Here is a 14,418-nt window from a genome sequence, read left to right on the forward strand (position 1 = left end):
GAACTGGCGTCCAGAGTTCACAGTCTCCCACCTATCCTACACAAGCCGAACCGAACACCAATATCAAACTGTAGTAAAGGTCCCGGGTCTTTCCGTCCTGCTGCGCGAAACGAGCATCTTTACTCGTAGTGCAATTTCACCGGGCCTATGGTTGAGACAGTCGAGAAGTCGTTACGCCATTCGTGCAGGTCGGAACTTACCCGACAAGGAATTTCGCTACCTTAGGATGGTTATAGTTACCACCGCCGTTTACTGGCGCTTAAGTTCTCAGCTTCGCACACCCGAAAGTGCACTAACCGGTCCCCTTAACGTTCCAGCACCGGGCAGGCGTCAGTCCGTATACATCGCCTTACGGCTTCGCACGGACCTGTGTTTTTAGTAAACAGTCGCTTCTCGCTGGTCTCTGCGGCCACCCCCAGCTCAGACAGTAAATGTCATCACCGGTGATGGCCCCCCTTCTCCCGAAGTTACGGGGGCATTTTGCCGAGTTCCTTAACCATAGTTCACCCGAACGCCTCGGTATTCTCTACCTGACCACCTGAGTCGGTTTAGGGTACGGGCCGCCATGAAACTCGCTAGAGGCTTTTCTCGACAGCATAGGATCATCCACTTCACCACAATCGGCTCGGCATCAGGTCTCAGCCTCATGTGCGACGGATTTACCTATCACGGCCTACACCCTTACCCCGGGACAACCACCGCCCGGGCTGGACTACCTTCCTGCGTCACCCCATCACTCACCTACTACCAGATCGGGCCGGCGGCTCCACCACTTTCCATTTCCCCGAAGGGTCCGGAACGGCTTCACGGCCTTAGCATCACTGGATTCGATGTTTGACGCTTCACAGCGGGTACCGGAATATCAACCGGTTATCCATCGACTACGCCTGTCGGCCTCGCCTTAGGTCCCGACTTACCCTGGGCAGATCAGCTTGACCCAGGAACCCTTAGTCAATCGGCGCACACGTTTCTCACGTGTGTATCGCTACTCATGCCTGCATTCTCACTCGTGAACCGTCCACCACTAGCTTCCGCTGCGGCTTCACCCGGCACACGACGCTCCCCTACCCATCCATACGCCGTTGGGCTGTTGCTGAATGACACGACTTCGGCGGTACGCTTGAGCCCCGCTACATTGTCGGCGCGGAATCACTAGACCAGTGAGCTATTACGCACTCTTTCAAGGGTGGCTGCTTCTAAGCCAACCTCCTGGTTGTCTGTGCGACTCCACATCCTTTCCCACTTAGCGTACGCTTAGGGGCCTTAGTCGATGCTCTGGGCTGTTTCCCTCTCGACCATGGAGCTTATCCCCCACAGTCTCACTGCCGCGCTCTCACTTACCGGCATTCGGAGTTTGGCTAAGGTCAGTAACCCGGTAGGGCCCATCGCCTATCCAGTGCTCTACCTCCGGCAAGAAACACACGACGCTGCACCTAAATGCATTTCGGGGAGAACCAGCTATCACGGAGTTTGATTGGCCTTTCACCCCTAACCACAGGTCATCCCCCAGGTTTTCAACCCTGGTGGGTTCGGTCCTCCACGAAGTCTTACCTCCGCTTCAACCTGCCCATGGCTAGATCACTCCGCTTCGGGTCTTGAGCGCGCTACTATGTCGCCCTGTTCGGACTCGCTTTCGCTACGGCTTCCCCACACGGGTTAACCTCGCAACACACCGCAAACTCGCAGGCTCATTCTTCAAAAGGCACGCAGTCACGACGCAAGGAACAAGTTCCTTGCGCGACGCTCCCACGGCTTGTAGGCACACGGTTTCAGGTACTATTTCACTCCGCTCCCGCGGTACTTTTCACCATTCCCTCACGGTACTATCCGCTATCGGTCACCAGGGAATATTTAGGCTTAACGGGTGGTCCCGCCAGATTCACACGGGATTTCTCGGGCCCCGTGCTACTTGGGTGTCTCTCAAACGAGCCGCTGACGTTTCGACTACGGGGGTCTTACCCTCTACGCCGGACCTTTCGCATGTCCTTCGCCTACATCAACGGTTTCTGACTCGTCCTGTCGCCGGCAGACGACAGAAGAGAGATCCCACAACCCCCACGACGCAACCCCTGCCGGGTCTCACACGTCGTAGGTTTGGCCTCATCCAGTTTCGCTCGCCACTACTCCCGGAATCACGGTTGTTTTCTCTTCCTGCGGGTACTGAGATGTTTCACTTCCCCGCGTTCCCTCCACACTGCCTATGTGTTCAGCAGCGGGTGACAGCCCATGACGACTGCCGGGTTTCCCCATTCGGAAACCCCCGGATCAAAGCCTGGTTGACGACTCCCCGGGGACTATCGTGGCCTCCCACGTCCTTCATCGGTTCCTGGTGCCAAGGCATCCACCGTGCGCCCTTAAAAACTTGGCCACAGATGCTCGCGTCCACTGTGCAGTTCTCAAACAACGACCAACCACCCATCACCCCGAACCAGTAGATTCGAGTGCACTGGGGCCGGCACTGAAGGCAGCCGTACTCGGCCGTACCTTCAGATACCCAACAGCGTGCCCGACCCGGTCCCGTCCGGAGATCATGCTTTCCACGCCCCGAGGGGCAGTACTCACAGCCTCCGACCCGACAACCAGATCGAATAGTCAACGTTCCACCCATGAGCAACCAGCATCGAACGTGCGCCGATGTACTGGCCTCTGACCCGGACAAGTCCGAGTAAGAAGTGCTCCTTAGAAAGGAGGTGATCCAGCCGCACCTTCCGGTACGGCTACCTTGTTACGACTTCGTCCCAATCGCCAGTCCCACCTTCGACAGCTCCCTCCCACAAGGGGTTGGGCCACCGGCTTCGGGTGTTACCGACTTTCGTGACGTGACGGGCGGTGTGTACAAGGCCCGGGAACGTATTCACCGCAGCAATGCTGATCTGCGATTACTAGCAACTCCAACTTCATGGGGTCGAGTTGCAGACCCCAATCCGAACTGAGACCGACTTTTTGAGATTCGCTCCACCTTGCGGTATCGCAGCTCATTGTATCGGCCATTGTAGCACGTGTGCAGCCCAAGACATAAGGGGCATGATGACTTGACGTCGTCCCCACCTTCCTCCGAGTTGACCCCGGCGGTCTCCTGTGAGTCCCCATCACCCCGAAGGGCATGCTGGCAACACAGAACAAGGGTTGCGCTCGTTGCGGGACTTAACCCAACATCTCACGACACGAGCTGACGACAGCCATGCACCACCTGTACACCGACCACAAGGGGGACCCTGTCTCCAGGGTTTTCCGGTGTATGTCAAGCCTTGGTAAGGTTCTTCGCGTTGCGTCGAATTAAGCCACATGCTCCGCTGCTTGTGCGGGCCCCCGTCAATTCCTTTGAGTTTTAGCCTTGCGGCCGTACTCCCCAGGCGGGGAACTTAATGCGTTAGCTGCGGCACCGACGACGTGGAATGTCGCCAACACCTAGTTCCCACCGTTTACGGCGTGGACTACCAGGGTATCTAATCCTGTTCGCTCCCCACGCTTTCGCTCCTCAGCGTCAGTAATGGCCCAGAGATCCGCCTTCGCCACCGGTGTTCCTCCTGATATCTGCGCATTTCACCGCTACACCAGGAATTCCGATCTCCCCTACCACACTCTAGCCTGCCCGTATCGACTGCAGACCCGGGGTTAAGCCCCGGGCTTTCACAACCGACGTGACAAGCCGCCTACGAGCTCTTTACGCCCAATAATTCCGGACAACGCTTGCGCCCTACGTATTACCGCGGCTGCTGGCACGTAGTTAGCCGGCGCTTCTTCTGCAGGTACCGTCACTTTCGCTTCTTCCCTGCTGAAAGAGGTTTACAACCCGAAGGCCGTCATCCCTCACGCGGCGTCGCTGCATCAGGCTTTCGCCCATTGTGCAATATTCCCCACTGCTGCCTCCCGTAGGAGTCTGGGCCGTGTCTCAGTCCCAGTGTGGCCGGTCGCCCTCTCAGGCCGGCTACCCGTCGTCGCCTTGGTGAGCCATTACCTCACCAACAAGCTGATAGGCCGCGGGCTCATCCTTCACCGCCGGAGCTTTTAACCACCGTCCAGGAGGACGGAAGTGTTATCCGGTATTAGACCCCGTTTCCAGGGCTTGTCCCAGAGTGAAGGGCAGATTGCCCACGTGTTACTCACCCGTTCGCCACTAATCCCCACGGAAGTGGTTCATCGTTCGACTTGCATGTGTTAAGCACGCCGCCAGCGTTCGTCCTGAGCCAGGATCAAACTCTCCGTGAATGTTTCCGGGATATCCCGGTGACACCACGAGAGCGGACCGGGCGGGAGGAATAGTCCCGTCCGGTCACAGCGTCCTCGCTGTGTTTTGTTTCAAAGGAACCTCGCCCCAACCATCAGATGACGGCCGGAGACGGGGTAATCAACATATCTGGCGTTGACTTTTGGCACGCTGTTGAGTTCTCAAGGAACGGACGCTTCCTTTGTACTCACCCGAGAGACTCTCTCGTGGCTTTCCTCCGGGCGCTTCCCTTCGGTCTTGCTGTCTTGCGTTTCCGACTCTATCAGATCTTTCCGATCCGATTTTCTCGGGGTCTTGCTGGTACTGCTTGGTTCCGCTTTTCGGAATTCCGCTTTTCGCGGTTTTCCTTCCGGCGGTGCCGAAACTCTATCAGTGTTTTTCCGGCCCTCTGACCAGGCATCTGCGGACATGCAGAAGCCGAGCAAAGTTAAGGTTGACTTGATAGAGGCTGCCGGGCCGATGGACGCTCGGAGGCGTCGGTCTGCCCCAGGCAGGGATACGACAGTACATGGGGGTCAGGGTGCGGCGCAAATCGTTTGCCGGGCGCCCCTACGTCAGCCAACCGGTACCTCTGGTGCGGAACCGGGACTTTTTATGACTTACGCTTCTGAACAGTACGCCCTTGCACAGTACGCCGTCCAGCACAACAGTGACGGCGCTCAAGAATCTCCGCCCCCTTGGAGGCTTGCCATGACCAGTGTGTCGTCCCCTCTTGCTGGACGCGCCATCGGGCTCTCCGCTGTTCCTGACCCGGTGTTCTCCGGCGCCATGGTCGGCCCCGGCACCGCCATCGACCCCGTCCGTGAGCCCTCCGAGGCCGTCGCCCCCGTGGACGGCATCGTCGTGTCCCTGCACCCGCACGCCTTCGTCGTCGTGGACGACCAGGGGCACGGTGTGCTGACGCACCTGGGTATCGACACCGTCCAGCTCAACGGCGAGGGCTTCGAGCTGCTCGTCAACAAGGGTGACACCGTGCAGCGCGGCCAGGCCGTCGTCCGCTGGAACCCGGCCGCGGTCGAGGAGGCCGGCAAGTCGCCGGTGTGCCCGATCGTCGCGCTCGAGGCCAGCGCCGAGTCGCTGTCGGACGTCGTCGAAGATGGCGACGTCGCGGCTGGGGACGCTCTCTTCAGCTGGAAGTGACGGACGTCCGTACGCGGACGCCCGGCAGCAGCACAACCAACGCGGCGGCTCGGCCGCCGCACTATCGGAGACGGTGAGATGGAGACAACGCTTCGCGGCGTCGGTGTGAGCCACGGTGTGGCCATCGGCGAGGTCCGGCACATGGGGACCGCGGTGCTTGAGCCGCCGGCCAAGCAGATTCCGGCGGAGGAGGCCGAGCGCGAACAGGGGCGCGCCCGCCAGGCCGTCGAGGCTGTCGCGGCCGACCTGATCGCCCGCGGCAATCTGGCAGGTGGCGAGGCGCAGATGGTTCTCGAGGCCCAGGCCATGATCGCGCAGGATCCGGAGCTGATCGCCGACGTCGACCGTCGGATCACGGTCGGCAGCTCGGCGGAGCGCGGCATCTACGACGCCTTCTCGCACTACCGCGAGCTTCTCGCGGGCGCCGGCGAGTACATGGCGGGCCGCGTCGCGGACCTCGACGATGTGCGGAATCGTATCGTCGCCCGTCTGCTGGGGGTTCCCATGCCCGGCGTGCCGGACAGCGACAAGCCGTACGTCCTCATCGCGCGTGACCTGGCGCCCGCCGACACCGCGCTCCTCGACCCCGCGCTCGTCCTCGGCTTCGTGACCGAGGAGGGCGGGCCGACCAGCCACAGCGCCATCCTCGCGCGCGCTCTCGGTGTGCCCGCGGTCGTGGCGCTGCCCGGCGCGGGTGAGCTGGCGGAGGGCACCGTCGTCGCTGTCGACGGCAGCACGGGTGAGATCTTCGTGGACCCGACGCCGGAGAAGCGGGCCGCCCTCGAGGCATCGGCCGCCGAGCGCAAGGCCGCGCTGTCGGCCTCGACCGGCCCCGGCGCCACGTCGGACGGGCACAAGGTGCCGCTGCTCGCCAACATCGGCGGTCCTGCGGACGTCCCCGCCGCCGTCGAAGCCGGCGCCGAGGGTGTCGGTCTCTTCCGTACCGAATTCCTCTTCCTGGACGACAGCAAGCAAGCGCCGTCCGAGGAGAAGCAGGTCGAGGCGTACCGCCAGGTCCTCGAAGCGTTCCCCGAGGGCCGGGTCGTCGTGCGGGTGCTGGACGCCGGCGCCGACAAGCCGCTGGACTTCCTGACCCCGGCCGACGAGCCCAACCCGGCGCTGGGCGTGCGTGGTCTGCGCTCCCTCCTCGACCACCCCGAGGTGCTGCGGACGCAGCTGACCGCGCTGGCGAAGGCTGCCGAGGGTCTGCCGGTCTACCTCGAGGTCATGGCCCCGATGGTCGCCGACCGGTCCGACGCCAAGGCGTTCGCCGACGCCTGCCGCGAGGCCGGTCTGCAGGCCAAGTTCGGTGCGATGGTCGAGATTCCGTCCGCCGCGCTGCGTGCCCGCTCGGTGCTGCAGGAGGTCGAGTTCCTTTCGCTCGGCACCAACGACCTGGCCCAGTACACCTTCGCGGCCGACCGTCAGGTCGGTGCCGTGTCGCGGCTGCAGGACCCGTGGCAGCCCGCGCTGCTCGACCTCGTCGCGCTGTCCGCCGAGGCGGCGAAGGCCGAGGGCAAGAGCTGTGGTGTCTGCGGTGAGGCCGCGTCCGACCCGCTCCTCGCCTGTGTGCTGACCGGTCTGGGTGTCACCTCCCTCTCCATGGGTGCGGCCTCGATCCCGTACGTCCGCGCGACGCTCGGCAAGCACACGCTGGCGCAGTGCGAGCGGGCGGCGGCTGCCGCCCGCGCCGCGGACTCCGCCGACGAGGCGCGTGCCGCCGCGCAGGCCGTGCTGTCCGGCGAGTAGCCGCACAGCCCTGGCCCGGTCCGGGCCAGGGTTTGCTGAGGGGCGCTTCACCTTCGGGTGGGGCGCCCCTCAGCGTTGTCCGCGGACGCACTGCTCCCTTGCCGTCAGTGGCAGTGGCCGCTCTCCGGGACGGGGTCGTCCACCTCGGGCGCGGTGCAGTACTCGACGCCGGGCTCGGGTGCGGTCAGCTCGCCCGAGGCCGCGTCGGTGCAGTACGCGTCGAAGACCTGGGCGGCGGGGAGCTGCTGGAGGCGCTTGTTCTTCAGGCGCCAGCCATAGACGCGGTCGCTGTCGGGCGTGGTGGTGCGGACGACCAGGGCGCAGGGGCTGTCGGTGACGAGGGCGAGGGCCAGTACGGTCGTCAGCTCCATCGCCGAGGTCTCGTCGAGCCGGACGGTGTCGGATGCGGTGGCGTCGATGTGCAGTACGGCGAGCAGCATCTGCTGTCCGGTGGGGACGCTGCACACCCAGTGGTGGAGGCCTTCGCCGATGGTGTCGATGGCTCGGGCCACCAGGTACGAGGCGCGGGCGAAGGCGGTGCGGCCGATGTCCTCGCCGCAGGCCGGGCAGGGGCCGGTGCGGGCGAGGACGGAGGAGGCGTACTCCCAGGTCGCTTGGCGTACTGCTTCTTCGACGAGCCGGGGGACGAGGACGGCGAGGGGCTGTCCTTCGTACGGCAGCGAGGGGCCCGTCGACGCCAGTTCCGCGGTGAAGCGGGTGCGGCTGGTCGGGGTGTCGGGTTCGAGGCCCGCACCCGCGCAGAACTCGGCGTACTCGTCGGGGTCGAAGAGGGCGACGGTGGTATGGCCGCCCGCCGCGGCCAGCGATTTGAGCAGGGATTCGACCTGCCGCAGGTACACCGTGTGGTCGTCGAAGGTGAAGCTGCGGTAGCGCCGCATCCGCGTGAAGTCGTGTTCGTCGGCCAGGAGGCCGATGGTGCCCGCGATCTCGCGGCGCAGCACGGTGCGTGTGCTGGTCGTCCGGCCGTGCTGAGTGTCCGTCATGGTTCCCCCTGAGTACGCGCGTCGATCAATGCTCACTCAGAGTAATCGTCACCACTGACAACGGCCCTGGGGCGGGCACCGCCCGGCCGGACGCCGCCCGGCCGTCAGGCTCGCTTGCGGGCGATCTCCTCGTAGAACCGGAGCAGTTCGAGGTTGTCGATGGAGCCGGGGTTGACGGCCTTCTCCAGTGGAGTGCCCTGGAGGAGGCGCTTGACCGGGACCTCGATGCGCTTGCCGGTCAGGGTGTGCGGGACGCCGGGGGCTTCGACGATCTCGTCGGGTACGTGCCTCGGGGAGAGCTGTTCCCGGATGGTCTGCTTGATGCGGGCGCGCAGGTCGTCGTCGAGGGCGGCGCCGGGGGTGAGGTGGACGAAGAGGGGCATCCAGTAGTCGCCGTCGGGCTGTTCGAGGCCGATGACGAGGGACTCGCGGATCTCGGGGAGGCGTTCCACGGCCTCGTAGATGTCGGCGGAGCCCATGCGGACGCCCTGCCGGTTGAGGGTCGAGTCGGAGCGGCCGTGGATGACGACGGAGCCGCGGGAGGTGACGGTGATCCAGTCGCCGTGGCGCCAGACGCCGGGGTAGGTGTCGAAGTAGCTGTCGTGGTAGCGGCTGCCGTCGGGGTCGTTCCAGAAGCGGATCGGCATGGACGGCATGGGGTTGGTGACGACGAGTTCGCCGACCTCGTCGATGAGGTCGTGGCCGTCGGGGTCCCAGGCGCGCAGGTCCGTGCCGAGGCTGGGGGCCTGGAGCTCGCCGATGTGGACGGGGAGGGTGGGCACGGCGCCCGCGAAGCAGGAGCAGACGTCGGTGCCGCCGCTGACGGAGGCGATCCACAGGTCGGCGCGGACCTCGTCGTGGAGCCAGCGGAAACCGTCGGGCGGGAGCGGGGAGCCGGTCGTGGCGACGCACTTCACGCGCGCGAGGTCGTAGTCACGGGAAGGGTGGACGCCGGCCTTGCGGCAGGCCATGACGTACGCGGCGGAGGTGCCGTACAGGGTCGCTCCGGTGCGTTCCGCGACGGACCACTGCGCGCCGGTGTCGGGGAAGCCGGGGCTGCCGTCGTACGTGACGATCGTGGTGCCCGTCAGGAGTCCGGAGACGAGGAAGTTCCACATCATCCAGCCGGTGGACGTGTACCAGAAGAACCGGTCGTCGGGGCCAAGGTCGCAGTGCAGGCCGAGCTGTTTGAGGTGCTCGACGAGGATGCCGCCCTGCGACTGGACGATGGCCTTGGGCAGGCCGGTGGTACCTGAGGAGTAGAGCACCCAGAGCGGGTGGTCGAAGGGCACTTCTTCGTAGACGGGTGCCACGTCTGCGGAGGTGAGGGCGGACCATTCCAGGGCGCCTTGTGGTGCCTCGGTGCCCAGCAGGGGAATGTGCACCACCGCGCGCAAGGAGGGCAGTTTGGCGCGGAGTTCCGCCACGGTGTCGCGGCGGTCGTGCTCCTTGCCTCCGTAGCGGTAGCCGTCGACGGTGAAGAGGACGACGGGCTCGACCTGCTGGAAGCGGTCGAGGACGCTGCGGGCGCCGAAGTCGGGCGCGCACGAGGTCCACACGGCGCCGACGGCGGCGCTGGCCAGGAGGGCGACGACGGCTTCGGGGATGTTGGGCAGGTAGCCGCTGACGCGATCGCCGGGGCGGACGCCCAGGGCGCGCAGTTCCGCGGCGAGCGAGCCGACCTGCCCGCGCAGCTCGGCCCAGGTGACCGGGTGCTGCTCGTGCGTCTCGTCCACGTGGAGGATGGCGGGGGTGTCCGCGCGCGCGGGGTCGTCGGCGGTACGCAGTGCGTGCGCCGCGTAGTTCAGGGTGGCGCCGGGGAACCATTCGGCGCCGGGCATGGCGCGGTCGCCCAGTACGCGCGTGTAGGGGTGGGTGAAGCGCACCTCGAAGAAGTCGGTGACGGCCTTCCAGAAAGTGTCGAGCTCGGTGACCGACCAGCGGTGCAGCGCCTCGTAGCCACCCTCCGCGGGTGCTCCGTACCGGTCGGCGGCCCAGGCATGGAACCGGGTGATCCGCGCGTCGGCGATCTGCTGCGGTCCGGGCTGCCAGAGCGGCGAGGGGTTCGCTGTGGTCATGGTGCGGCTCCTGGAAGTACGCGGCGTGTGCGTCTGTGCGCGCACGGGCTGGGGTGTGCGCGTGACGCGGCTGAAAGGACGATGCCACGTGATCGATTGCGGCACCAGGGCGTCCGCCACACAGTGCGGCTCGTGAGGATGTGCGGCGGCCACGGGTGAACGGGAGTTGAACGCGGCACGCGCGCGGGTCGGCGAGTGGCAAGGTGAGCGGCATGGACGGTGGTGGTCTGGTGCGCTCGGTGAAGGTGTCCTCCCTGTTGGGGCCGGTCCAGGGGGTGCTGGCCGTGGGGGCGGCGTGGCGGCGGCGCCGGGCGGATTCCGCGGGCCTCGCCCGCCGGGGTCCGGAGCGGGCGCGGGTGCCGGGGTGCGTGGTCGGGGCGGAGCCCGCGCCGGGTGGTGGCGTGGTGCGGTTCGACCGGTCGCGACTGCTGGTCAGGGTGACGGTGAGCGGTGCGGTGTTTCTGGGGTGGGACGGGGCCGAGCCGACGCCGTCCTACGGTGTGGCGGGGCGGTGTCCCGAGACGGATGCGCGGGCCGTTCTGGAGCCGGACAAGGACGGCGGCTGGCGGGTGGTGTCCGAGCGGGCGACCGTGGCGGTGTCGCGGCACGGTGCCGTCACGGTGTGCACGCCCGGTGGTGTGCTGTTGCGGCGTGCGTTGCCGCCGCGGTGGTGGGAGCCGGTGGGTGGCGGGGAGTCCCGGTGGGTGCAGCGGTCGGAGGTGGCGGCGGACGCGCGGTTCTTCGGGCTCGGGGGGCGGATGTCGGGTCCACGGTTGCGGGACGGGACGTATGCCCTGTGGAACAGCGACGTGGGCGGTGCGCCCGGCCCGGCGGGCGACGCGTCGTCCGTCACGGTGCCGGTGCAGCTGGTCGTGGCGGACGCGGGCACGCATCTGGTGTTCCACGACAGCACGTGGGGCGGCACGGTGAAGCTGCGGGAGGGGCGCGAGGGCGCGGGGTCGGGACACGACCGGCCCGGCACCAGCGAGCTGCGGATGGGCGGCCCGTTGCGGTGCTGGGTGGTGGTGGGCACGCCCGCGCGCGTGCTGCATACGTGGACACGGCTGACGGGGGCTCCGGCGATGCCGTCGCCATGGGCACTGGGGCACCACTACGCGCGCGGGGATCTCGATGGCGGCGAGGAGGAAGTGCGCCAGGTCGTCACCGGCTTCATGAAGCGTCGCCTTCCGTTGACGGCCGTGCATGTGAGGTCTGCCGTCCCGGGGCGCGGCCGGGTGTGGAGCCCCGGCTTGCCGATGAGCTGCGGGCGGACGGCGTCCGGCTGGTGGGCGGGGTCAACCCTCAGGTGGAGGCCGTGGACGGCAATGCGGTGTTCGACAGCGGGCGGGCTGTCGATGCCTATGTGCGTGATGCGTCGGGGCGCCGTGTGCGTGGGCGCGTGCGGTCGGTGGAGGCGGTGTACCCGGACTTCACGGCGGAGGGGGTCCGGAAGTGGTGGGGCAGCCTCTACGAGGAACGGCGGGCGCAGGGCTTCAGCGGTTTCTGGCACGACGGGCCCGCTTCCATGCCCCGCTCGGCCCGGCACGCGCTCGAAGGACGAGGCGGCGACCATCGCGAGGCGCACAACATGTACGCCCTGTGCATGGCCCGGGCCGCGTACGACGGGTTGCGCGAACTGGGCATGCGCGAGCGGCCGTTCGTGGTCTCCCGGGGCGGCTGGGTGGGCATGCAGCGCTACGGCGGGGTGTGGTGCGGAGATGACGACGTGCCGTCCGGCTGGCCCGGGCTGCGGGCCGTGCTGTCGCTGGTGATCGGATGGGGGCTGTGCGGAGTCCCGTACGCGGGGTCGGACGTGGGCGACCTCGGAGACCCGTCGCCGGAACTGTTCGTGCGCCGGGTCCAGCTGGGCGCGTACCTGCCGCTGTTCTGTACACGTGCCGCGTCGCGGGCGGGGCGGCGGGAGCCGTGGGACTTCGGGGACGAGGCGCTCGCCCACGCGCGCGTGGCGCTGTGGGAGCGGCGCCGCCTTTTGCCGTACTTCCTGTCGCTCGCGCAGGTGGCCCGGCGGACGGGTGCTCCGTATGTGCGGCCCTTGTGGTGGGCGGCGCCGGAGGACCGGCGTCTGCGGGACTGCGGGGACGCCTTCCTGCTCGGCGACTGTCTGCTCGTGGCCCCTGTGCTGGAGCCCGGGGCCGAACGCAGGGGCGTACGCCTGCCGGAGGGGCGGTGGTACGACACGGCGACCGGCACGGCGTTCGACGGCCCCGGGCTGGTGCGGGTCGACGCTCCCCCGGCACGGATTCCGGTGCTCGCGCGCGCGGGCGCGCTGGTGCCCGTACGCGGTGAGGGCGGCGGGACCGAGCTGGAGGTGTGGGCCCCGGAGCTGGGGCGTACGGGTGGTGGCCTGGTCGTGCCGGACGTGGGCGACGGCTGGGAGGAGCCGGAGGCCGAGCGGTACCGCGTGCGGTGGAGCGAGGGGCGGGTGGTCGTGGAGGGGGACGGCGGCGAGGGGAAGCCGCCGCCGTACCCCGTCCGGGTGCGCGGCCTCTGAGGGCGCACGCGCGCGTGGGCGAGGGCTCGACATGGTCACTCGGGGCACGACAGCCGCCGCGCCCCGTGGTGCGGGCCGCAAGGGCCCGCACCGTTACAGAGGATCGTTACAGAGGGCGTGCGTAACGGCCCTCGAACCAGGCCTTGGACGCCACCGTGTGCAGCGGGAATGCCAGTTCGGCCGGGTGGCGCAGGAGGTGCCAGCCCTCCGTCTCGTCCGTCGCCGCGCTGGCGGGCAGTTGGGCGGCCGGGCGTTCGGGGAGGAGGCCGAAGAGCAGGAGGTGGCCGTCGGGGGCGCTCATGGCGTCCACGAGGCGGACGTCGCGGGTGGCCGCGTCGATGCCGGTCTCCTCCTTCAGTTCGCGGACGACGGCGTGGCGCCAGTCCTCGCGGTCGTCGATGAAGCCGCCCGGCAGAGCGGCCTCTCCGCGCGCGGGGGCGATGGTGCGGGTGATGACGACCAGCGCGGTGCCGGTCGTGTCGTACACGGGCTGCAGGGCGATGGCGACGGGCAGCGGGTTCCGGTAGGCGACGGTTGTGCATACCGGGCAGGTGCGCGGCCAGCCGTGCACCTCGGCCCCGTAAGCGGCTCCACAGCTCGAACAGTGGGAATCCGGAACGGGGTTGACCTTGGAGTGGGTTTCTGCGGACACGGCGCGGACTGTATCCGATCACCTGGGGACGGTCTTCCCCGGATGGCACCAGGGACGGTCTTCCCCGGAGGGGGTGGCTCCTGATAGACGCAAGGCCATGACCACAACCGTCACCGCTCTTCGCCGGTTCGCCGCCATGACGGCCGCCGCCCTGCTCGGCACGGCCGCTGTCCCGGCGACCGCGCACGCCACGCCCGAACCGAAGGCGCCCAAGGACTTCGTGGCACTCAGCGACGTCGATCCCACGATCATCCAGGAGATGCGCTACTTCACGGAGCACGACTTCGTGGGTGAGCCGATCGACGGCTACAGGAAGCCCCTGTGCATCCTCACGAGGCCCGCCGCGAAGGCTCTGCACAAGGCGCAGCTCGGGCTCCGCAAACAGGGTTATTCGCTGAAGGTGTACGACTGCTACCGGCCGCAGCGGGCCGTCGACCACTTCGTACGGTGGGCCAAGGACCTGGACGACCAGCGGATGAAGGCGGAGTTCTATCCGCGGGTCGACAAGACGCGGCTGTTCGCGGACGGCTACATCGCCGAGAAGTCGGGGCACAGCCGCGGCTCCACCGTCGATCTGACCGTGGTGAAGCTGCCGGCCAGGCCCACGCGCGCGTACGTGCCCGGAGAGCCGCTCAAGGCCTGCTACGGGCCCGAGAAGGAGCGGTTCCCCGACAACTCCGTGGACATGGGCACCGGGTTCGACTGTTTCGACACACTGGCGCACACGGACGATCCGCGCATCAAGGGCGTGCAGCGGGCCAACCGGGATCTCCTGCGGAACGCGCTGTCCGGGCAGGGGTTCGTGAACCTGCCGGAGGAGTGGTGGCACTACACGTACAAGCCCGAACTCCACCCCGACACCTACTTCGACTTCCCGGTCTCCCGGCGGTCGCTCGCGGGGCGGTGAACCGGAGGGCGCGGCCGGAAACACCCCCGTCGGATCCCGGTCGCGCCCTCACGGGTAGACGGACGCACAGGAGGCGCACATGGTTCTGCGCGACACCTGACGTCGTCCTGCCGACCGTGGCACACTTCTGACGTTCCGTCAGATTCGC

General features: G+C 67.0%; 6 protein-coding genes, 2 rRNA genes and 1 pseudogene. 4 read left to right on the plus strand and 5 right to left on the minus strand.

Annotated features, from left to right (window positions below):
* Together N5I75_RS05115 and N5I75_RS05120 are read right to left on the minus strand one after the other, a co-directional pair.
* Window positions 1-2,368 (minus strand): 23S ribosomal RNA (locus N5I75_RS05115); the annotation flags it as partial.
* A 315-nt stretch (window positions 2,369-2,683) separates the two neighbouring features.
* Window positions 2,684-4,209 (minus strand): 16S ribosomal RNA (locus N5I75_RS05120).
* Window positions 4,210-4,918: 709 nt separating this feature from the next.
* Here N5I75_RS05120 and N5I75_RS05125 point away from each other — a divergent pair.
* Window positions 4,919-5,368: a PTS sugar transporter subunit IIA gene (locus tag N5I75_RS05125; RefSeq protein ID WP_476674777.1), complete on the plus strand. Its 450-nt coding sequence runs from the start codon at window positions 4,919-4,921 to the stop codon at window positions 5,366-5,368.
* A gap of 78 nt (window positions 5,369-5,446) precedes the next feature.
* The gene (gene ptsP, locus N5I75_RS05130) at window positions 5,447-7,117 is read left to right on the plus strand and encodes a phosphoenolpyruvate--protein phosphotransferase (protein ID WP_476674779.1); all 1,671 of its coding nucleotides are present in this window, start codon (window positions 5,447-5,449) and stop codon (window positions 7,115-7,117) included.
* A 104-nt stretch (window positions 7,118-7,221) separates the two neighbouring features.
* Here ptsP and N5I75_RS05135 read toward each other — a convergent pair whose 3' ends face one another.
* Together N5I75_RS05135 and N5I75_RS05140 are read right to left on the minus strand one after the other, a co-directional pair.
* Window positions 7,222-8,121: a hypothetical protein gene (locus N5I75_RS05135; RefSeq protein ID WP_476674781.1), complete on the minus strand. Its 900-nt coding sequence runs from the start codon at window positions 8,119-8,121 to the stop codon at window positions 7,222-7,224.
* A 104-nt stretch (window positions 8,122-8,225) separates the two neighbouring features.
* Complete coding sequence (locus N5I75_RS05140) at window positions 8,226-10,199, minus strand: acetoacetate--CoA ligase (protein WP_476674783.1); 1,974 nt, start codon at window positions 10,197-10,199, stop codon at window positions 8,226-8,228.
* 212 nt (window positions 10,200-10,411) lie between these two features.
* Between N5I75_RS05140 and N5I75_RS05145 the strand changes: the two are divergent.
* Window positions 10,412-12,711 (plus strand): annotated as a pseudogene (locus N5I75_RS05145) (glycoside hydrolase family 31 protein).
* A 106-nt stretch (window positions 12,712-12,817) separates the two neighbouring features.
* Here N5I75_RS05145 and N5I75_RS05150 read toward each other — a convergent pair.
* Window positions 12,818-13,363, minus strand: coding sequence for an NUDIX domain-containing protein (locus tag N5I75_RS05150; RefSeq protein ID WP_476674785.1), 546 nt, complete (start codon window positions 13,361-13,363; stop codon window positions 12,818-12,820).
* A gap of 97 nt (window positions 13,364-13,460) precedes the next feature.
* Here N5I75_RS05150 and N5I75_RS05155 point away from each other — a divergent pair, with 97 nt between their 5' ends.
* Window positions 13,461-14,270 (plus strand): M15 family metallopeptidase, encoded by an 810-nt coding sequence (locus N5I75_RS05155; protein ID WP_476674787.1) that lies wholly within the window; start codon window positions 13,461-13,463, stop codon window positions 14,268-14,270.
* The last annotated feature ends 148 nt before the right edge of the window (window positions 14,271-14,418 follow it).

It is taken from the genome of Streptomyces sp. R818 (genome assembly GCF_056172735.1).

Excerpts from the sequence above, each read along its gene's own strand:
- N5I75_RS05125 (WP_476674777.1), top strand. The coding sequence starts at position 4,919 with ATGACCAGTGTGTCGTCCCCTCTTGCTGGACGCGCCATCGGGCTCTCC.
- N5I75_RS05155 (WP_476674787.1), top strand. The coding sequence starts at position 13,461 with ATGACCACAACCGTCACCGCTCTTCGCCGGTTCGCCGCCATGACGGCC.
- ptsP (WP_476674779.1), top strand. The coding sequence starts at position 5,447 with ATGGAGACAACGCTTCGCGGCGTCGGTGTGAGCCACGGTGTGGCCATC.
- N5I75_RS05135 (WP_476674781.1), bottom strand. The coding sequence starts at position 8,121 with ATGACGGACACTCAGCACGGCCGGACGACCAGCACACGCACCGTGCTG.
- N5I75_RS05140 (WP_476674783.1), bottom strand. The coding sequence starts at position 10,199 with ATGACCACAGCGAACCCCTCGCCGCTCTGGCAGCCCGGACCGCAGCAG.